At 64.8% G+C, this 19542-nt stretch carries 23 protein-coding genes; 10 read left to right on the top strand and 13 right to left on the bottom strand.

Features of this window, described 5'->3' with window-relative positions:
• Nucleotides 1–11: 11 nt before the first annotated feature.
• From ACFSQR_RS13700 to glcF, 3 genes are read left to right on the top strand one after another with little or no spacing between them, the layout of a single operon-like run.
• Nucleotides 12–1493: an FAD-linked oxidase C-terminal domain-containing protein gene (locus ACFSQR_RS13700; protein ID WP_377730444.1), complete on the top strand. Its 1482-nt coding sequence runs from the start codon at nt 12–14 to the stop codon at nt 1491–1493.
• 14 nt (nt 1494–1507) lie between these two features.
• Nucleotides 1508–2554, top strand: a complete 1047-nt coding sequence (gene glcE / locus ACFSQR_RS13705; protein WP_377730445.1) for a glycolate oxidase subunit GlcE — start codon at nt 1508–1510, stop codon at nt 2552–2554.
• Nucleotides 2554–3774, top strand: a complete 1221-nt coding sequence (gene glcF / locus ACFSQR_RS13710; protein ID WP_377730446.1) for a glycolate oxidase subunit GlcF — start codon at nt 2554–2556, stop codon at nt 3772–3774. Before glcE ends, glcF begins: the two co-directional genes overlap by 1 nt.
• Nucleotides 3775–3804: 30 nt before the next feature.
• Here glcF and ACFSQR_RS13715 read toward each other — a convergent pair whose 3' ends face one another.
• From ACFSQR_RS13715 to ACFSQR_RS13725, 3 genes are read right to left on the bottom strand one after another with little or no spacing between them, the layout of a single operon-like run.
• Nucleotides 3805–4290 carry a glutathione peroxidase gene (locus ACFSQR_RS13715; RefSeq protein WP_377730447.1) on the bottom strand — a complete coding sequence of 162 codons (486 nt, stop codon included), beginning with the start codon at nt 4288–4290 and terminating at the stop codon, nt 3805–3807.
• A 3-nt stretch (nt 4291–4293) separates the two neighbouring features.
• The gene (locus tag ACFSQR_RS13720) at nt 4294–5430 is read right to left on the bottom strand and encodes a PilT/PilU family type 4a pilus ATPase (RefSeq protein WP_377730448.1); all 1137 of its coding nucleotides are present in this window, start codon (nt 5428–5430) and stop codon (nt 4294–4296) included.
• Nucleotides 5431–5445: 15 nt separating this feature from the next.
• Entirely contained in the window at nt 5446–6489 is a 1044-nt protein-coding gene (locus ACFSQR_RS13725) for a type IV pilus twitching motility protein PilT (RefSeq protein ID WP_377730449.1), read from the bottom strand.
• A gap of 79 nt (nt 6490–6568) precedes the next feature.
• On the opposite strand from ACFSQR_RS13725, the gene ACFSQR_RS13730 reads away from it, so the two are divergent.
• Nucleotides 6569–7267 carry a YggS family pyridoxal phosphate-dependent enzyme gene (locus ACFSQR_RS13730; protein ID WP_377730450.1) on the top strand — a complete coding sequence of 233 codons (699 nt, stop codon included), beginning with the start codon at nt 6569–6571 and terminating at the stop codon, nt 7265–7267.
• The gene (gene proC, locus ACFSQR_RS13735) at nt 7267–8082 is read left to right on the top strand and encodes a pyrroline-5-carboxylate reductase (RefSeq protein ID WP_377730451.1); all 816 of its coding nucleotides are present in this window, start codon (nt 7267–7269) and stop codon (nt 8080–8082) included. Before ACFSQR_RS13730 ends, proC begins: the two co-directional genes overlap by 1 nt.
• Before the next feature lie 110 nt (nt 8083–8192).
• Here proC and ACFSQR_RS13740 read toward each other — a convergent pair whose 3' ends face one another.
• From ACFSQR_RS13740 to ACFSQR_RS13760, 5 genes are all read right to left on the bottom strand, one after another.
• Entirely contained in the window at nt 8193–8525 is a 333-nt protein-coding gene (locus ACFSQR_RS13740) for a hypothetical protein (RefSeq protein WP_377730452.1), read from the bottom strand.
• Complete coding sequence (locus ACFSQR_RS13745) at nt 8518–8886, bottom strand: phage holin family protein (RefSeq protein ID WP_377730453.1); 369 nt, start codon at nt 8884–8886, stop codon at nt 8518–8520. The genes ACFSQR_RS13740 and ACFSQR_RS13745 overlap by 8 nt, the downstream gene beginning before the upstream one ends.
• Nucleotides 8887–8889: 3 nt before the next feature.
• Complete coding sequence (locus ACFSQR_RS13750) at nt 8890–9210, bottom strand: YqjD family protein (protein ID WP_377730455.1); 321 nt, start codon at nt 9208–9210, stop codon at nt 8890–8892.
• Between the two features lie 21 nt (nt 9211–9231).
• On the bottom strand, nt 9232–10086 hold the full coding sequence (ubiA, locus tag ACFSQR_RS13755) for a 4-hydroxybenzoate octaprenyltransferase (protein ID WP_377730456.1): 855 nt from the start codon (nt 10084–10086) through the stop codon (nt 9232–9234).
• A gap of 66 nt (nt 10087–10152) precedes the next feature.
• Nucleotides 10153–11085 carry a hydrogen peroxide-inducible genes activator gene (locus tag ACFSQR_RS13760; RefSeq protein WP_377730457.1) on the bottom strand — a complete coding sequence of 311 codons (933 nt, stop codon included), beginning with the start codon at nt 11083–11085 and terminating at the stop codon, nt 10153–10155.
• Between the two features lie 171 nt (nt 11086–11256).
• Between ACFSQR_RS13760 and ACFSQR_RS13765 the strand changes: the two genes are divergently transcribed.
• The 4 genes from ACFSQR_RS13765 to ACFSQR_RS13780 all read left to right on the top strand — a co-directional run bounded on the left by ACFSQR_RS13765 (nt 11257) and on the right by ACFSQR_RS13780 (nt 14032).
• Nucleotides 11257–12444, top strand: a complete 1188-nt coding sequence (locus ACFSQR_RS13765; RefSeq protein ID WP_377730459.1) for a PilT/PilU family type 4a pilus ATPase — start codon at nt 11257–11259, stop codon at nt 12442–12444.
• A gap of 69 nt (nt 12445–12513) precedes the next feature.
• Entirely contained in the window at nt 12514–12993 is a 480-nt protein-coding gene (gene rfaE2 / locus ACFSQR_RS13770; RefSeq protein WP_377730460.1) for a D-glycero-beta-D-manno-heptose 1-phosphate adenylyltransferase, read from the top strand.
• 121 nt (nt 12994–13114) lie between these two features.
• Nucleotides 13115–13570, top strand: a complete 456-nt coding sequence (locus ACFSQR_RS13775) for a nuclear transport factor 2 family protein (protein ID WP_377730461.1) — start codon at nt 13115–13117, stop codon at nt 13568–13570.
• 18 nt (nt 13571–13588) lie between these two features.
• The gene (locus ACFSQR_RS13780; RefSeq protein ID WP_377730463.1) at nt 13589–14032 is read left to right on the top strand and encodes a nuclear transport factor 2 family protein; all 444 of its coding nucleotides are present in this window, start codon (nt 13589–13591) and stop codon (nt 14030–14032) included.
• Between the two features lie 15 nt (nt 14033–14047).
• Here the strand turns inward: ACFSQR_RS13780 and ACFSQR_RS13785 are convergent, their stop codons facing one another.
• The 5 genes from ACFSQR_RS13785 to ACFSQR_RS13805 all read right to left on the bottom strand — a co-directional run bounded on the left by ACFSQR_RS13785 (nt 14048) and on the right by ACFSQR_RS13805 (nt 18211).
• A complete protein-coding gene (locus tag ACFSQR_RS13785; RefSeq protein WP_377730464.1) occupies nt 14048–14863 on the bottom strand; it encodes a hypothetical protein in 816 nt (271 codons plus the stop codon).
• 299 nt (nt 14864–15162) lie between these two features.
• Nucleotides 15163–15801, bottom strand: a complete 639-nt coding sequence (locus ACFSQR_RS13790; RefSeq protein WP_377730465.1) for a hypothetical protein — start codon at nt 15799–15801, stop codon at nt 15163–15165.
• A 228-nt stretch (nt 15802–16029) separates the two neighbouring features.
• Entirely contained in the window at nt 16030–16932 is a 903-nt protein-coding gene (locus tag ACFSQR_RS13795; protein ID WP_377730466.1) for an alpha/beta hydrolase, read from the bottom strand.
• Between the two features lie 61 nt (nt 16933–16993).
• Nucleotides 16994–17464: a tRNA (uridine(34)/cytosine(34)/5-carboxymethylaminomethyluridine(34)-2'-O)-methyltransferase TrmL gene (trmL, locus tag ACFSQR_RS13800; protein WP_377730467.1), complete on the bottom strand. Its 471-nt coding sequence runs from the start codon at nt 17462–17464 to the stop codon at nt 16994–16996.
• A gap of 15 nt (nt 17465–17479) precedes the next feature.
• Nucleotides 17480–18211 carry a ComF family protein gene (locus ACFSQR_RS13805; RefSeq protein ID WP_377730468.1) on the bottom strand — a complete coding sequence of 244 codons (732 nt, stop codon included), beginning with the start codon at nt 18209–18211 and terminating at the stop codon, nt 17480–17482.
• Between the two features lie 148 nt (nt 18212–18359).
• Here ACFSQR_RS13805 and ACFSQR_RS13810 point away from each other — a divergent pair, with 148 nt between their 5' ends.
• Nucleotides 18360–19235, top strand: coding sequence for a methyltransferase domain-containing protein (locus ACFSQR_RS13810; RefSeq protein ID WP_377730469.1), 876 nt, complete (start codon nt 18360–18362; stop codon nt 19233–19235).
• The last annotated feature ends 307 nt before the right edge of the window (nt 19236–19542 follow it).

Raw genomic sequence — 19542 nt, forward strand, 5'->3', positions numbered from 1 at the left:
ACAATTCCGCTATGCTTTCCCATCCAACCGACCTTGCCGGGCGCAGGGCACAAGTCGCCCAGGCCTTGCTGGCGCGCCTTCCATCCCACGTAGTGCTGCACGATCCTGAGGACACCCGTCCATACGAATGCGACGGCCTGACCGCCTACCGTCGGCTGCCGATGATCGTGACGCTGCCCGAAAGCGAAGCCGAGGTGCTGTCCATCCTGGCGGTCTGCCGCGAACTGGGCGTGCGCATCGTGCCGCGCGGCGCGGGCACCGGCCTGTCGGGCGGCGCGATGCCGATCGAGGATGGCGTGGTGCTCTCGACTGCGCGCCTGAACCGCATCGTGCGCATGGACCCGTATGGCCGGCTGGCGGTCGTGCAGCCGGGCGTGCGCAACCTGGCGATCTCCGAAGCGGCCGCGCCGTATGGCCTGTACTACGCACCCGACCCGTCCTCGCAGATCGCCTGCACCATCGGCGGCAACGTGGCCGAAAACTCGGGCGGCGTGCACTGCCTGAAATACGGCCTGACCGTCCACAATGTGCTGCGCGTGCGCGTGGCCACCATCGAAGGCGATGTGGTCGAGCTGGGCGGGGAAGCGCTGGATGCGCCAGGTCTCGACCTGCTGTCCGTGTTCATCGGATCGGAAGGCATGCTCGGCATCGTCACCGAAGTCACCGTGAAACTGGTCCCCAAGCCGTCCGTCGCGCGCGTCATCATGGCCTCGTTCGACGACGTGGTCACGGGCGGCAATGCGGTAGCCAGCGTGATCGCGGCCGGCATCATCCCGGCCGGCCTGGAGATGATGGACGGCACCTCGGTGCGCATGGTCGAGCCGTTCGTGAAAGCGGGCTACGACACCGGCGCGGCAGCGATCCTGCTGTGCGAAGCGGACGGCACGCCGGACGAGGTGGAAGAGGAAATCGCGCGCATGAGCGAGGTGCTGTCGTGCGCCGGCGCCACCGCGATCGCCGTGTCCACCAGCGAGTCCGAACGCATGCGCTTCTGGTCCGGCCGCAAGAACGCTTTCCCGGCGGCCGGGCGCATCTCGCCGGACTACTACTGCATGGACGGCACCATCCCGCGCAAGAACCTCGCGCAGGTACTGACCCGCATCGAGCAGATGGAAGCGAAGTACGGACTGCGCTGCGCCAACGTGTTCCACGCCGGCGACGGCAACCTGCATCCGCTGATCCTGTTCGACGCGAACAAGCCGGACGAGTTCGAGCGCGCGGAGGCGTTCGGCGCCGAGATCCTGGAGCTGTGCGTGGAAGTCGGCGGCACGATCACCGGCGAGCATGGCGTCGGCGTCGAGAAGATCGGCTCGATGTGCGTGCAGTTCGCGCGCGCGGAGCTGGACGCCTTCTTCGACGTGAAGCGCGCCTTCGATCCGCCGTTCCTGCTTAACCCGGACAAGGCCATTCCCACGCTGAACCGCTGCGCCGAATTCGGCAAGATGCACGTGGCCGCCGGGCAGCTCAAATTCGCGCACCTGCCGCGCTTCTGACGAGGTTCCAACAAATGCAGGACGTGATCGAACAATTCCGCGAACGTGTACTCCACGGCCGGCCGCTGCGCATCCGCGGCGGAGGCACCAAGGACTTCTACGGCCAGCCGCCTGCGGGCGAGGTGCTCGATACGCGCGCATACAGCGGCATCATCGACTATGAGCCGACCGAACTGGTCATCACAGCACGGTCGGGTACACCGCTGGCGCAGATCGAAGCCGTGCTGGCGGAGCGCGGGCAGATGCTGGCTTTCGAGCCGCCCCATTTCGGGGGCGGCGCCACGCTGGGCGGCGCGATCGCCAGCGGCCTGTCCGGCCCGCGCCGCGCCAGCAGCGGCGCGGTACGCGACTTCGTGCTGGGCGTGGTCATGATGGATGCGAAAGGCGAGGTACTGCGCTTTGGCGGGCAGGTGATGAAGAACGTCGCCGGCTACGACGTCACGCGCCTGATGGCCGGTTCGCTCGGCACGCTGGGGCTCATGCTCGAGCACTCGGTCAAGGTCCTGCCGCGGCCCGTGGCCGAAACCACGCTGCGTTTCGAGCTCAGTGAAGGCGACGCGCTGCGCACGCTGAACCTGTGGGCGGGCAAGCCTTTGCCGGTGTCCGCAACCTGCTGGCACGATGGCGTGCTGTCGGTGCGGCTGTCGGGCGCGCACGCGGCAGTCGAGGCGGCACTGCGTACGCTGGGCGGGGAGCGCGTCGATGATGCCGGCGGCTTCTGGGCCGGCCTGCGCGAGCAGCGCCACGCCTTCTTCGAGGGAGAGCAAGCGCTGTGGCGCCTGTCGCTGCCATCGACCGCCGCACCGCTCGACCTGCGCGGGCCGCAGCTGATCGAGTGGGGCGGAGCGCAGCGCTGGCTCAGGGCCGATGCCAACGAGGCCATCGCGCACGGCGTCCGCCGCGCCGCCGCCATCGCGGGCGGGCACGCGACCCTGTTCAGGGCCGGCGACAAGTCGGCAGGCGTGTTCCACCCGCTGCCGCCCGCACTCGCCAGGATCAACCAGCGCATGAAGGACGCATTCGACCCTTCGAACATGTTCAACCCGGGACGGATGTTCTGATGCAAACCAATCTCGCCGATTTCATCAAAGGCACCGCCGAAGGCCGCGAGGCCGAAGAGATCCTGCGCGCCTGCGTGCACTGCGGCTTCTGTACCGCGACCTGCCCGACCTACCAGGTGCTGGGCGACGAGCTCGATGGCCCGCGCGGGCGCATCTACCTGATCAAGCAGGTGCTGGAAGGGGCGCAGCCGACCCGCAAGACGCAGCTGCACCTGGACCGCTGCCTGACCTGCCGCAATTGCGAAACCACGTGCCCGTCGGGCGTGCGTTACGGCCGCCTGGTCGACATCGGCCGCCGCGTGGTCGATTCGATGGTGCCGCGTCCGGCAGCCGACCGCGTCAGGCGCACCATGCTCAAGGAAGCGCTGCCGCGCAAGTGGCTGTTCACGCCGGCGTACCGGACCGGCAAGGCGGTTCGCGGCGTGCTGCCCGCGTCCCTGCAAGCCAAGCTGCCTGATACTGCCCCGGTGGGACAGTGGCCGCAACGCACGCATGCGCGCAAGATGCTGCTGCTCGACGGCTGCGTGCAGCCGGCCATGTCGCCCAATATCAATGCCGCAGCGGCGCGCGTGCTGGACGCTGTCGGAGTCGAGCTGGTCGTGGCGCCCAGGGCCGGCTGCTGCGGCGCGCTGCGTTTCCACCTGAACGACCAGGACGCGGGACTGGACGACATGCGGCGCAATATCGACGCGTGGTGGCCGTACGTGAACGACGTGGAAGCGATCGTGATGACGGCGTCGGGATGCGGCGTGACCGTGAAGGAGTACGGCCACCTGCTCGCGCATGACGAAGCATATGCGCACAAGGCGCGCGCGATCTCGGACCTGGCCGTGGACCTGTCGGAGCTGATGCCTCAGTTCGAGGCGCAGCTGGCGGAACTGGTGCGCGAGCGTCCGGCGGGGAGGGTGGCTTACCATCCGCCGTGCACGCTGCAGCATGGCCAGCAGATCCGAGGCAAGGTCGAGGGCGTTCTGCGCGCGGCGGGCGTCGAGGTGACGCTGTGCGCGGACAGCCATCTGTGCTGCGGGTCGGCAGGGACGTACTCGGTACTGCATCCGGAAATTGCGAACGAGCTGCGCGACCGCAAGCTGGCGAACCTGGAAGCGGAGCGGCCGGCCCGCATCGTGTCGGCGAATATCGGCTGCATCACGCACCTGCAGTCGGGGACCGCGACGCCGGTCGAGCACTGGATCGAGCTCCTCGACCGCGCACTGGGCTGACGCGTCATCCCCGCGGACGCGCAGGTACGTCTACTCTTCGGCTAATAGCTTTTCGATGTCGGCGCGGAGCTCGTCCGGGCCGGTTTGCGGCGCGTAGCGCTGCACCACCTGTCCATCGCGCCCGACCAGGAACTTGGTGAAGTTCCACTTGATCGCCTGCGTGCCGAGCACGCCGGGCGCCTGCTTCTTCAGGAAGCGGAACAGGGGATGCGCGCCGTTGCCGTTGACATCCACCTTGGCGAACATCGGGAATGTGACCCCGAAGTTCTTTTCGCAGAATTCGCCAATCTGCTGTTCCGACCCCGGCTCCTGCCCCCGGAACTGGTTGCAGGGGAAGCCCAGCACCACCAGCCCGCGCCCGCGGTATTCCTCGTACAGCCGCTCCAGCGCCTTGTACTGCGGCGTGAACACGCACTCGCTGGCCGTGTTCACGACCAGCAGCACGCGGCCGCGGTACTGCGAAAGGTCGACCGCTTCGCCGCCGAGCGCCGTGGCGCTGAAGTCGAACGCATCCACGCTTTACACCAGCCCGAGGTGTTCCGTGCCCGCCGACAGGTCGCGGTCCTTCGACGCCTTGCCGTTCAGCTTGATGGTCAGGCGCAGGTCGTTGACCGAGTCCGCGTTGCGCAGCGCGTCTTCGTAGGTGATCTTGTCCGCCTCGTGCAGGTCGAACAGCGCCTGGTCGAAGGTCTGCATGCCCAGCTCGCGCGACTTCTTCATGATCTCCTTGATCTCGTGGACTTCGCCCTTGAAGATCAGGTCCGAGATCAGCGGGGAGTTGAGCATGATCTCGATCGCGACCACGCGACCCTTGGCGCCTTTCTTCGGAATCAGGCGCTGCGAGATCAGGCCCTTGAGGTTGAGCGATAGGTCCATCAGCAGCTGCTGGCGGCGCTCTTCCGGGAAGAAGTTGATGATGCGGTCGAGCGCCTGGTTGGCGCTGTTCGCGTGCAGTGTCGCCAGGCACAGGTGGCCGGTTTCCGCGAACGCGATCGCATGTTCCATCGTCTCGCGGTCGCGGATCTCGCCGATCTGGATCACGTCCGGCGCCTGGCGCAGGGAGTTCTTCAGCGCCGCCTCGAACGACTCGGTGTCCACCCCGACTTCACGCTGCGTGATCACGCAGTTCTTGTGCGGGTGGACGTATTCGACCGGATCTTCGATGGTCAGGATGTGGCCGTAGCTGTTCTCGTTGCGGTAGCCGACCATTGCCGCCATCGTGGTCGATTTGCCGGAGCCCGTGGCGCCCACCATGATCACCAGTCCACGCTTGGTCATGATGACGTCCTTGAGCACCGGCGGCAGGTCGAGGTCTTCCAGCTTCGGGATGGTGGTGGTGATCACGCGGATCACCATGCCCACGCAGCTCATCTGAACGAAAGCGGAGACACGGAAGCGCCCCAGGTCGCCCGGGCTGATCGCGAAGTTCGCTTCCTTGGACAGTTCGAAGCCGGCGGTCTGCTTGTCGTTCATGATCGAGCGCGCCAGGTCGGACGTGTGGCTGGCCGTCAGCGCCTGGTTCGACACCGGCGTGACCTTGCCGTCGATCTTGATCGCAGGCGGGAAGCCGGCGGTGATGAACAGGTCCGACCCGCCTTTGCTGACCATCAGGCGCAGCAGGTCGAACATGAATTTTGATGCCTGGTCGCGTTCCATTTATTGTTGTTCCAATCAGCCGGGGAAGTTTTCGGGGATCTTCGCGTACGCGCGGGCGGCGGCCGACGAGATGACGTTGCGGCGCACGAGGTCCGACAGGTTCTGGTCCAGCGTTTGCATGCCGACCGAGGAACCGGTCTGGATCGCCGAGTACATCTGCGCGATCTTCGCTTCGCGGATCAGGTTGCGGATCGCCGGCGTGCCCACCATGATTTCGTGCGCGGCCACGCGGCCGTTGCCGTCCTTGGTCTTGAGCAGGGTCTGCGAGATCACGGCCTGCAGCGATTCGGACAGCATCGCGCGCACCATTTCCTTTTCGTCGGCGGGGAACACATCGACGATACGGTCGATAGTCTTGGCGGCGGAGGAGGTGTGCAGCGTGCCGAACACCAGGTGGCCGGTTTCAGCGGCGGACAGCGCCAGGCGGATGGTCTCCAGGTCGCGCAGTTCGCCGACCAGGATCGCGTCCGGGTCTTCGCGCAGCGCCGAGCGCAGCGCGTTGTTGAAGGACAGCGTGTGCGGGCCGACTTCGCGCTGGTTGATCAGGCACTTCTTCGATTCGTGCACGAACTCGATCGGATCTTCGATGGTGAGGATGTGGCCGTATTCGTTCTCGTTCAGGTGGTTGACCATCGCGGCCAGCGTCGTCGATTTGCCGGAACCGGTCGGACCGGTCACCAGCACCAGGCCGCGCGGGCGCAGCGCGAACTCGGCAAAGATCCTCGGCGCGTTCAGGTCTTCCAGGCTCAGGATCTTCGATGGAATCGTCCGCAGCACGGCGGCCGCGCCGCGGCCCTGGTTGTAGGCGTTGACGCGGAAGCGCGCCAGGCCCGGAATCTCGAACGAAAAGTCGCATTCGAGCACTTCCTCGTACTGCTTGCGCTGGCCATCGTTCATGATGTCGTACACCATGCTGTGCACATCCTTGTGCTCGAGCGGCGGCAGGTTGATGCGGCGCACGTCGCCGTGCACGCGGATCATCGGCGGCAGCCCGGCCGACAGGTGCAGGTCGGAGGCCTTGTTCTTGACTGAGAAAGCGAGGAGTTCGGAGATGTCCATTTATAATCCTGTACCGTGGATGGGCGTCCTGTGCGGACGCGCGCACGCATCCGACGGACCAATGCCCGCTTAAACGATTATGTCCACAATCGCCAACAACTTGCAAGCAGTCGATGCCGACATTTCCGCAGCGGCGCAGGCCGCGCAGCGCAGCCGCGAGAGCGTGCGCCTGCTCGCGGTATCCAAGACGTTCGGACCCGACGCCGTGCTGGAAGCGCTGCGCGCCGGCCAGAGCGCGTTCGGCGAAAACTATGTGCAGGAAGCGCTGGACAAGATCGCTGCGCTGGAGGGCCACGGCATCGAGTGGCATTTCATCGGCCCCATCCAGAGCAACAAGACGCGGCCGATCGCCAACCACTTCGACTGGGTGCACACGGTCGAGCGGCTGAAGATCGCGCAGCGCCTGTCGGAACAGCGCGAGGCGGGCCGCGGGCCGCTGAACATTTGCCTTCAGGTTAACGTTAGTGGCGAAGAGAGCAAGAGCGGCTGCACGCCGGAAGAGCTGCCCGCGCTGGCCGACGCGGTGCGCGCGCTACCGAACCTGCGACTGCGCGGGTTGATGGCGATACCGGAACCGGAAACCGACTACGACAAGCAGCGCGCTTCGTTCCGCAAGCTGCGCAATCTGTTCGACCAGTTGAATGCGCAGGGCTTCGGCCTCGATACGCTGTCGATGGGGATGTCGGCCGACATGGCCGCCGCGGTGGCCGAGGGCGCGACCATCGTGCGCGTCGGCAGCGCGATCTTCGGCGCGCGCAGCTACCCACAGGAGCGATGATGAAGATTGCATTTATCGGCGGCGGCAACATGGCCACTGCCCTGATCGCGGGCCTGGCAGGCAGGCTGCTGCCGGGGGCGAACATCCATGTGGTGGACCCCAGTGAAGAGGCGCTGGCGCGGCTGGCGTCGAGCTATGGCGTGACGACCGCGCAGTCCATCGACAACAGCGTGGGCGCCTGCGACGTCGTGGTGCTGGCAGTGAAACCGCAGCAGATGCGCGATGTCGCCGCCGCGCTGGCGCCGCAGCTGACAGCCGGACCGCTAGTGCTGTCGATTGCCGCGGGCATTCGCGCGGCCGACTTGTCGCGCTGGCTGGGCGGCTATGGCGCGATCGTGCGCACGATGCCGAACACGCCCGCGCTGATCGGCAAAGGCATCACCGGCATGGTGGCGACTGGCAGCGTCAGCGAACTGCAGCGCGTGGCGGCGGACGACATCATGAAGGCCGTTGGCCAGACCGTGTGGCTGGACGACGAGGTGCTGATCGATCCTGTGACGGCCATTTCGGGCAGCGGGCCGGCCTATGTGTTCTACTTCATCGAGGCGATGCAGCAGGCGGCCGAAGAGATGGGGTTAAGCGCGGAGCAGGGCAGGCAGCTGGCGCTGGAGACTTTCACGGGGGCGGCGCAGCTTGCGGCGCAGTCGCCCGATCCGGTGACGGTGCTGCGCGAACGTGTCACGTCGAAGGGCGGCACCACGCACGCGGCCATCAGCAGCATGGAGGCGGCCGGCGTGAAAGCCGCGATCGTCGCGGCGGTGAAGGCAGCCGCGCACCGTGGCCGCGAGCTGGGCGACCAGCTCGGCGCCGACTAAGACCAGGATATACCCCCCTGTTTTTCGACGAGCCAAAAAAAAACGGCATATACCCCAGGGGGGTATATGCCTGACTTTGCTGCACAGCGCGATCCCCCCCGGGGTATATCCTAGAGCGGCGCGTGATCCGGATCCGGGCTGGCCGCGCGGGCGCTGCGGATGGTGGAGAGCAGGCCGCCGACCACCTTCCACGCGCCGGCGGCGGCCGTGATCAGCGGTATCGCGCGCTTCGGCCGCATGAGGAGGAACCCCACGACTGCGCCGGCCACGGCCAGCGGCACCGCGATGTTCCCGCCAAAGCGCTCGCGCACCGAAGCCAGCATGCCGGCCGGCTTCGACACGGGCGACCTGAGCTCCGCCAGGGCGGAACGCGCATCGCCGCGCTGCAGTTCGCAGGTTGCAATCAGCGCTTCGCGGCGCTGCGCCAGCGTCATCTTATCCATGGTGCCCCCTCACGCAGTCCACGTCCTTGCGCAGTTCGGCCAGCGTATGCGACAGCAGCGCGGGCTTCGACCTGATCTCGGACTTCACCTTCATCATGAGCAGGATCGCCCCGAACCCGTACAGGATCGCCAGCAGTCCGGTGGCGAGCAGCGGGTGCTCCTCCCAGAACAGCAGGATGACGAAGAAGGTCACCAGCACCACGGTCATCGCCGCCAGGAACAGCGCCATCAGCGACAGCACCAGGTAGCGCAGCATGCGCTGCGCTTCTTCCTGCAGCTCCACCGACGCCAGCTCCACGCGGGTCTGCACCATCGCCACCAGCGTGGCGCCCAGTCGTCCTGCGGATTCGAAGATCGACACGGCTTAGCGGCGTGCGATGAGCATGCCGATCACGACGCCAACCGCCGCGCCGATCCCGACTGCCTTCCACGGATTCTCGTGCACGTACTCGTCGGTGGCCCGGGCCGCTTCCTTGGTCTTGGCGACCACGGCTTCTTCCATCTTGATGATGTCGTCCTTGGCGATGCGCAGGGTGCGCTCGAATTTGTCCTTGGCCGCGAGCAGCTCTTCGCCGGTCAGGTGGCTGCCCTGGCGCAGCCATTGTTCGGCGTCGCTGACCACCGTGCGCAGGTCGTCCAGCAGTTTGTCGCGGGCCGAGGATTTGGTTGGGATTGCCTGGATCATGTTGTTGTCCCCTGTGAAATATTAACGTAAGGCATAGTCTAGCGCGATCCCGCAAAACAGTGCCGCACCCAACCAATTGTTGTGACGGAACGCAGCAAAACAGCGCATCCGGTCCCGGTCCCTGATCAGGGAATAGTGGTAGAGGGCGATGGCTGCGGCCACCGCCACCCCGGCGACGAACCAGCCGCGCAGGCCGAGCTCCCAGCCGCAGGCCAGGATGATCGCCAGCGCCGCGCCGTAGCACAGCATGATGGCGGCCACGTCGAATCGGCCGAAGGTGATGGCGGAGGTGCGGATGCCGATCTTGAGGTCGTCGTCGCGGTCGACCATCGCATATTCGGTGTCGTAGGCGACGGCCCAGAACACGTTCGCCACCAGCAGCCACCACGCGACCGGCGGCACCGTGTCCTGGATGGCAGCGAACGCCATCGGGATGCCGAAGCCGAACGCGATGCCCAGGTAGGCCTGCGGGATCGCGAAGAAGCGCTTGAAGTAGGGGTAGGTGCCGGCGATGATGAGTGCGGCGACCGACAGCTGCTTGGTCAGCGCATTGAGCGGCAGGATCAGCAGGAAGGCGAGCAGCGACAGCACGGCCGCTACCATCACCGCCTCGCGCGCCTTGATCTTGCCGCTGGTGATCGGGCGGTCGGCGGTGCGCTTGACGTAGCGGTCGAAGTCGCGGTCCGCGTAGTCGTTGATCGCGCAGCCGGCCGAGCGCATGAGGATCGTGCCGAGCGTGAAAATGACGATGATGTCGAGCGGCGGATGCCCGTCGGAGGCGAACCAGATCGCGTTCAGGGTGGGCCACAGCAGCAGCAGGCTGCCGATGGGCTTATCGAGTCGTACGAGACGGTAGTACAGTGCGAGCCGGTTCATGCGCCCTTGTCATCGTGATATGGGAAGCGCGCATTTTAACCGCTGGCGCGGGAGGGGACTAACCTCTCAGGCTGCCGGCAGCATGTGCACGCCGGGCAGCTTGCATTCGGCCACCGCCGCCACGATCGCGTCGATCGCCGCACGCCGCGTAAAGCTCTTGCGCCACACCAGCACCACGCGCCGCGACGGCGCCGGTTCCTCGAATGGCACGAAGCGCAGCATCCCGTCCCGTGCATCCATGTCCGGCACCGAGGCCCGCGGCAGCACGGTCAGTCCGATCCCGGCGGCGACCATGTGCCGGATCGTCTCGAGCGACGATCCTTCGAAGGTGCGCTGCATGCCGTTGCCCGGCGCCGCGTAGCGCGCCATCTCCGGGCACACTTCCAGCACCTGGTCGCGGAAGCAGTGCCCCGTCCCCAGCAGCAGCATGGTCTCGGACTTGAGGTCCTTGGCGGGGATCGACTTGCGATTGGCCCAGGCGTGGTTTTTCGGCATCGCCACCACGAAAGGCTCGTCATACAGCGCCTGCGTGGACATGCCGTGCTCCGGCAGCGGCAGTGCCATGATCGCCGCATCCAGTTCGCCCTGGCGCAGCAGCTCCAGCAGGCGCACCGTGAAGTTCTCCTGCAGGATCAGCGGCATCTGCGGCACGTTATCGATCACGTTCTTGACCAGCGGCGGCAGCAGGTAGGGGGCAATCGTGTAGATCACCCCCAGGCGCAGCGGCCCTGCCAGCGGATCCTTGTTCTGCTTGGCCAGCTCCTTGATCGCCGCCGTCTGCTCCAGCACCCGTTCGGCCTGCGCGATGATCTGCTGGCCCAGCGGCGTCACCGAGATTTCCGCGCCGCCCCGTTCGAACAGCGTCACGCCAAGCTCGTCCTCGAGCTTCTTGATCGCGACGGACAGCGTGGGCTGGGCCACGTAACACGCCTCCGCGGCATGGCCAAAATGCCTGGCTCTTGCAACGGCGACAATGTATTTGAGTTCGGTGAGGGTCATACTCCTATTGAAACACAAGCATATTGCGCTGGCAATCTGTGGTTTGGGGACTGTCCCGGCGCGACTGTCCCCGGTCTTTCGATGAGCACCGAAGAAAAGGCCGGGGACAGTCCCGCAGGGACAGTCCCCTTCTATATAATCACCCGTCAGTTCAGTCATAGAAAGGCGCGCATGTCCTCGACCTTTGGCCCCGACGAAGCGCGGGCGTACCTCCACAAGCTGCTCACGGTGATGCACCAGCAGGGCGGATCCGACCTGTTCATCTCCGCCGACTTCCCGCCCTCCATGAAGCACCAGGGTGCGATGAAGCCGATGAGCCAGCAGAAGCTCACCCCCGAGATCACGCGCGCGCTGGCCCTGTCGATCATGAACGACAAGCAGCGCACCGAGCTCGAGGCGGAGATGGAGTCCAATTTCGCGATCTCGATCCCCGGCGCGACGCGCTTCCGCATCAACGTCTTCGTGCAGCAGCAGGCCGTCGCCATGGTGTGCCGCACGATCGCTTCCGAGATCCCGAATTTCGAAAAGCTCGACCTGCCGGACGTGCTCAAGGACGTCATCATGACCAAGCGCGGCCTCGTGCTGGTCGTGGGCGGTACCGGGTCGGGCAAGTCGACCACGCTGGCCGCGATGATCGACTACCGCAACGCCAACTCGGCGGGCCACATCATCACCGTGGAAGACCCGGTCGAATACGTCCACAAGAACAAGGGCTGCCTGATCACGCACCGCGAAGTGGGCGTGGACACGCTGTCGTGGCACAACGCGCTGAAGAACACGCTGCGCCAGGCGCCGGACGTGATCCTGATCGGCGAGATCCGCGATACCGAAACCATGGAGCACGCGATCGCGTTCGCCGAGACCGGCCACCTGTGCCTGGGCACCCTGCACGCGAACAATGCGAACCAGACCATGGACCGCATCATCAACTTCTTCCCGGAAGAGCGGCGCAACCAACTGCTGATGGACCTGTCCTCGAACCTGCGCGCGATCGTCTCGCAGCGCCTGGTGCGAACCGAGGACGGCAAGGGCCGCAAGGCCGCCATCGAGATCCTGCTCAACACCGCCACCATCAGCGAGATGATCCTGAAAGGGAACTTCCACGGCATCAAGGAGATCATGCACAAGTCGCGCGAACTGGGCATGTGCACCTTCGACCAGGCGCTGTACGAGCTGTACAACAAGGGCTTCATCAGCTACGACGAGGCGATCCGCAACGCCGACTCGGCCAACGGCCTGCGCCTGCAGATCAAGCTGCGCGGCGACCGCAAGGAACCCGGCACCGGCACCGGCACCACTGCCGATGACCTCTCCATGGCGATCGAGGAAGAACCGGAAGACGAAGAAGAGAAAAAATAACGTCGTCCCCGCGCTGGCCGGCCGCCTTCGCGGGGACCCATATCGAGCATCAGAACCCACACACAAGAAATGCCAACTTTCGAATCCAAAATCTGCCCGCGCTCCGAGCTCGCGGCCCGCGTCGCCGCCTTGCCCAAGCCCGTCGTACTGACCAACGGCGTGTTCGACATCCTGCACCGCGGCCACGTGACCTACCTTGCGCAAGCGCGCGAACTGGGCGCCTCGCTGGTGGTTGCCGCCAACACCGACGCCTCCGTCAAGCGCCTGGGCAAAGGCGACGACCGCCCGCTGAACACCTGCGCGGACCGCATGGCCGTGCTGGCTGCGCTCGAGTCGGTGAGCCTCGTCGTCGAGTTCGACGAGGACACCGCGCTGGAAGTCGTGCAGGAAGCCCGCCCCGACATCTACGCCAAGGGCGGCGACTACGTGATGAACGAAATCCCGGAAGGCAAGGCCGTGATCAGCTACGGCGGGACTGCTGTCGCGATCGACTTCGAACACGACCGTTCCACCACCAAGCTGCTCGCCCGCGTCCGCTCCTTCAGCTAACGCTCCGCGTCATCCCGGCAGCCGCCGGGATCACGGCGCATTGCACGCTCACCTTGAACTTCATCGCTGCGCAAACAATACTGTAGTCCCACCGATCATTTTCCAACCTCAGGAGGAGATCATGGACGACCAGGCAAACATCAGCCTCATCCGCCAGTGCTACGACAGCTTCCTGCGCGGCGACATCGAGCACCTGCTGACATTCATGGCGCAGGACATCCGCTGGGATCTGCCCCGCATGGAAGGGGTGCCGTATTCCGGCAAGCGCCAGGGCATCGACCAGGTGCGTGAATTCTTCCAGCTGCTCGACCGCAGCCAGAAGCCGCTCGAGTTCCATCCCGGCGAGTTTGTCGCGCAGGGCGACCACGTCGTGGTCTTCGGTCACTACGAATGGGCAGTCAAGAGCGACGGCCGCGAGTGGGGCGCCGACTTCGCGCACAGCTTCAGGATCCGCAACGGCAAGGTCTCGTCCTTCCACGAATACACCGACACGCATGCTGCCGTCGAGGCGTACCGCGCGGGCGCGGGCGCATCGGCCGGCCAGGCGGCCCAGCCGGACCGTCCATCCATGCATTGAGCACCCAGCGGAGGGATCATGAGCGAGCAGTCGAACATCGAACTGATCAAGGAGTGCTACGACGCATTCACGAAAGGCGACCTGCCGCGTTTGCTGAGCCACATGTCGCCGGATATCGAATGGGAGCTTCCTGAGCTGGAAGGCGTGGCCTTCTCCGGCACGCGCAGCGGGCAGGCACAGGTGATCGAATTCTTCCAGATGGTGAGCGCGGCGCAGGACATCCGCGACTTCCGTCCGATCGAATTCATCGCCCAGGGCGACCGCGTCGTGGTGCGCGGCCATTACGACTGGACGGTCAAGTCGACCGGCGTGGACTTCGGCAGCGAGTGGATCCACTTCTTCACGGTAAAGGACGGCCTGGTGACCGCCTTCCGCGAATTCATGGATACCCACGTCGTGGTGGAAGCCTATCGCGTGCCCCACGGTGCCATGCCGAGCCCCGAGTGCCCGGCCATCCACTAATTCAAGCGCCGGCCGCTACAGGTCGCCAACAAGCTTGATTCCCTCGACCGTCGCCAGGCCGAGCTGGCGTAGCTCGTCTGCGCTTTTGGGATACGGATAGCTGACGATACCCTTGACACCAAATCCACGCAGCGTGGCCTGGCTCGGGAAGTAGAAGGTATCCGGTGATGCGTTTTTGGCCGTCAACTCGACGGAAACATGCTTTTTGCTCGCAAAGGCTTTCGTGATGGCTTCGGCGGCCAGGGCCTCATCCAACTGTTCCTGTTCGGTCTCGAAATACGTGCTCCCATCGACTTTGACTAGCAAGTGAACAGGTTTCTTTGTTGGCGCAGTTAGCTTGTATGAGCGAAGTAGCAGTTCCTGCGAGATGCCCAGCTTGCGAAACAAGTCGTCATCGGCTTGGTACAGGAGTTCCATCTGCCGATTGAGCTCGCTGAGGCGGCTTGGGTCTTTCTCTTGCTTGCCTATGGTCCGAACAAGGCCGCCGTGAAATCCGACAACCGCATCTCGCAGGAGCGTTTTGGTTCGGCCTGCCAAAAACACGTAGTTGGCACAGGCCGACAAACAGTGCCTGGCCACGGTCACGTGGACGCCGAGTTCAGCAACCGCTGCGCCGATTTTCTGGCCCGCTGCTGCATCACCTCCGCCGGAGGTGATGGTCAGTCGCCGAGCTCCTGCGCGAAGGTGCCGGATCAGCGCTTCAGCAGATTCCTTCGTGATCGCTCCTCGATAGACGAGCTCATTCACGTCGTGGCAGATATGGAAGTCGTCCGCACGGGCATGAACGCTAACGGAGGCCGCCACGATGAAAAGCCAGGTCATTGGGCGCATGACGCGTCTCTCTTTCCTCGAAAAACAGGACTTCATTCTCGTGCAACTGCCAAAGAGCAGAGTTGGCAGAACGCAATAGACCTGCAACTTCCCCTTAACGCGAGCCTATCTGGACGACCTGAGGTAGGCGCGCAAGTCGCTGGTAGTCGAGGCCGGCGCGCTGTATCGTGATAATCGGTGTACCGCCAGGGGGGGGGGATATTCGGGCAGTGGATTGCCGAGATACGGAGGTATTTCAGGATTCGGGCTCTCAGGTGGGCGGCCGTCCCCCAGCACCGGTTCTGGTGCAGGGGCTATCTTCAATTTTTTTCGGTGCGATCCATCAGCGCCGGCCACCAAGCGGGACGGTACTTCAATCTTAGCAGCGCGACGCCGGAATGAAACTCAAGAAAATTCTGGGTTGGTGTGACTGCGCGGATTGCCCCATTTTGGTTCGCACAATATCCAAAGCCAATCGTGCGGCCTTGGTTTGAAGCTAGGGAATCCAATTGCCCATAGCTGCCATATTTGGCCGAAATGATAATGCCATCGTCATACTCGATGCGGTCCAAGCGTCCGTGTTCATCATAAACATAGTCTCCAACGATTGTTTCGTCATCACGGTCCCCAATTTGTTCCTGTACCAAACGGTCGTTCTCGTAGAAGTAATGTATGCGGCCTTCTCCGCTAGTCGCCACGTACGGACGTCCGCGGAGTGGCACCATCTCGATAGGATTGACGCGAATCGCGCCCGTGAGCGCAGGTGCCTCGTCGCTGGAGATGCGACGTTTGACTGAGGCGGTACCTGGTTCCGATCTGTCGCCGCTAGAGACTTCCCGCGATGCGTGGGGCCTGCTCGACAAGGAATTCGGCTGATAAACCTGTGCGGCCACAGTCGCGGAATAACTGGCCGTAACGAGCACCACAACGGGGACGATGTGCAACTCGAACTTCGACATGCGCTCTCTCCAAGGTCAGGTTGAGTCGGAGGGCGGGCAAGCCGCCGTTCCGACATCATCCGGCATTGGGCGCATTGTTGATTTATCAATGAGCAAACGGGCGCAGCTAGCCGCCCGTTGACATTGCACAGGCAAGCCTAGCTCACTGATCTTTTGAGGAGATGGCGAAATTTGCTGCTCCCGATGGACTGGCGGGCGCGGCCTCGCCGCGATCCGCGCAACACGAGCCTATCTGGACGACTTGAGGTAGGCGCGCAAGCCGTGGGTCAGGACGAAGGGGAACACGCTGGCGTGGTCTTCGCCGTCGAACACGCGCACGCGGGTTGTCAGGCTGGGGTAGCGGTGCGAGCGGAGCGCACTGTCGAAGTCGCGCAGGTCGGCCACCATGTCCGCATCTTCTTCCGTGCGCGAGCGCGTCTTCCCCTTGGGCAGGCGCTCAAGGCCGCCGATGCCGAAGTAAAGCGAGGCGGGCAGGTCGCGATGCTTCGCAGCGTAGCCCTTCTCCCGGTCGAACATGACGCCTGCATCGAACCAGAGTGAGGGGCTGCCGAGGATGTAATGCTGGAAGGTGCGCGGCTCGTTCAGCAGCACGTCGAGGCCGAGCAGGCTGCCGTACGAGTGGCCGATGAAGACCTTGCGCTGCATGTCGGCGCGATACTCGCGCGCGATCAGCGGGAACACTTCCGACGAGACGAACTTTGCATAGGCCGCCGCTTCGCCGAACGCGGGACGGCGTTGCGGCATGTCCGAACGGTAGTCGAAGCTGCGCGGCACGGTGGGCGTGTAATCGCGCCGGCGGCTGTAGTTGCCGGTATCGCCTTTCGCATACGACAGGCCGACGACAATGACTTCCTCCATCCCCGCATGCTTGTGCAGGCGCTGCGCGATGTTGCGCACCACCGGGAACGCGTAGTTGGCATCCACGACGAACAGGACCGGGTAGCGCTGCCCGCTCGCGCGGTAGGAGTCGGGCAGGGCGACGAAGACCTGGTACTCACGTTTCAGCGACGGCGCGCGCACATCGCGCACCGCGGTGTTCTCGAGCGCGAAGCCGGATGGTGCGGCAGAAGATGCAGCGATGGCGCTGGCTGACACGCAGGCGAGCGCGAGGAGAAGGAGCTTGATTGTCATTCGTTGTCTTCGTGGAGGGTGAATGCCCGGCGGGCGCCGGGCTGGCGGTCGCCGCGTTGCGTCAGGCACCGCCGGCGTAGCCGTTCTGGCGCCATGCTTCGAATACGACTACCGCGACCGTGTTGGAGAGATTGAGGCTGCGGTTATTCGGCATCATGGGCAGGCGGATGCGCTGCGCGGGAGGGAACGATTCGCGCAGTTCAGGCGCGAGGCCGCGCGTCTCGCTGCCGAACACGAACACGTCGCCAGGCTTGAATTGCGCGTTCGCGAAAGGCGACGAACCGTGCGTGGTCATCGCGAACATGCGCGTGCGATCGGGATTCTCGGCAGCGAGGTAGTCGTCCCAGCTCTTGTGGACCTTCATCGTCGCGTACTCGTGGTAATCGAGTCCGGCGCGCTTCATCTTGCTGTCTTCGAGCGGGAAACCGAGCGGCTCGATCAGGTGCAGTTGCGCGCCCGTGTTTGCGCACAGTCGGATGACGTTGCCGGTATTCGGCGGAATTTCGGGCGAGACGAGTACGACGTGGAACAAGTGATTCTCCGGATGTTAGGACGGCGGCGTGCGTGCGAACACGAGGTTCGACACGCGCGCGGCGCCTGACCGCTTGAACAGGGCGGCCAATTCGCCGAGAGTGTGGCCGCTTGTCATCACGTCGTCAACCACGCCGACGTGCTTGCCCCGGACCAGCCATATCGCCGGCGGCGACAGCGCGAATGCATTGTGGACGTTGCGCGCGCGTCCGGCAGGGGCTACAGACGACTGGGCGCGGGTCTCGGTCACGCGCAGTGCCAGCGCCGGGTGCAGGGCGATACCCAGCGTGCGTGCCAGCGGGCGGGCAATCTCAAGCGCCTGGTTGAAGCCCCGGCTGGTCAGGCGGCCGTCGCCGAGCGGGACGGGGCAGAGCAGGTCCGGGACGATGAACGAGGTGTCGGCCATGATCGCTTCATGCAGCATGGTGGCAAACCAGCCGGCCAGGGGGAGGGCGGCGGCGAACTTCAGGCGCAGGACGAGGCGGTCCAGGGGCGGGGCGTAGTCGGTAGCGGCGATGGTGGCGTCGAACGAGGGAGTGTGCGCGAGACACCTGGCGCAGAGGCTTCCGGCCAGGTCCATCGGGTTGGCGCAGGCAGTGCAGCGGCGGCGCGTGTTCTTCACATAGTCGGTAACGCATGGCGGACACACAAGATCGGGGCTGGCCATGCCGCAGATGGCGCAGTGGCAGGGCAGGGTAGTGCGCGCCAGCGTGGTCGCGATCCGGCGCCATGACGTCGAGTTGCGCATGCCTTTCTCCCTGACGTGATCCGCGAACCGTCGTTCCAGGCCGGTGGGGGCGCTGCCGTCGGCGGCAGGGGCGGCGCGGGCCATGTACACTGCGGGGTTTGTCGCATTTGGTTTATTTGCTATGGCTTCATCGCAGTCTCCCTCAAAAATGAGCGCGCCGATTGACCCGGCGCTGGTCCGCCGCCTGTTTTCCGATCCGGCGCGCGTCGCGCCGTTCGATTTCCTGCGCCGCGAGATCGCCAACCGGATGCACGAACGCCGCTCGGTGGTGAAGGTGGCGCCTCAGCGCGTGCTCGACGCGGGCTGCGGCACCGGTGCAGACCTTGCAATGTTGCAAAAAGATTATCCTTCGGCGCAGGTTGTCGGCATCGATGCCTCCCCGGCCATGCTGGCGCAGGTGCCGTCTCCGAAAAAGTCCCTGTTCGACAAGCTGCTGCCCTCCAAGGCCGGGACCGACCTGCTGTGTGGCGATTTTGGCAATCTTCCGCTCGACCGGAACTCGGTGGACCTGGTCTGGTCCAACCTGGCATTGCACTGGCATCCCCAGCCGGACCGCGTCTTTGCCGAGTGGCGCCGTGTGTTGCGCGTGGATGGGCTGCTGATGTTCTCAAGCTTTGGGCCGGACACCTTCAAGGAGGTCGCCGCGGCGTTCGCGGCAGCGGGCGAGGGGCCGCGCACGCTGCCGTTCGTGGATATGCATGACTTTGGCGACCAACTGGTCGAGGCTGGCTTCTCGACGCCCGTGATGGACGTGGAGCGGCTGACGGTGACTTATGACACCGTCGACGCGCTGCTGGCGGACGTGCGGGCCGTGGGCGGCAATCCGCTGGCCACCCGGCCGCGCGGGCTGCTGGGCCGTGCGGCCTGGCAGCGGGTGCGGGAGGCGTTCGAGCGGCGCCGGCGCCCGGACGGCAAGCTGGGGCTGACCTTCGAGATCATCTACGGGCATGCGTTCAGGCCGCAGGCCAAAACCACGGCGGCAGGCGAGTCGATCATCCGATTCGAGCCGCGCAAGCCGCGCTGAGGGCAGGGGCTGCGGGCGGGGCGTTGACTATCGGTACGGGGTGCCGCGCCCCGCGAATTCGGCGCAAAATGATGCGCCGCCATGCTGCAGAATGGCCTCGTTCCTACTAGGGGAACAAGGATTTGTCCTTGATGCAGATCCTATTTCCTGAGTATAATCACCGACTAATTTTGTCGATAGTGCTTCCGTTTTCGTAAAGAAAACGCGAATAAATCGGCGGCGGCAGATCACAGCTACATCCAGTTCCATCCCGTTTTCATGCTTTTTCGAGCGTGCCGGTACGGCGTGGGGCCTGTTTGTGTCGCAC

The sequence above is a fragment of the Pseudoduganella sp. GCM10020061 genome (genome assembly GCF_042683405.1).
Taxonomy (GTDB): domain Bacteria; phylum Pseudomonadota; class Gammaproteobacteria; order Burkholderiales; family Burkholderiaceae_D; genus Telluria.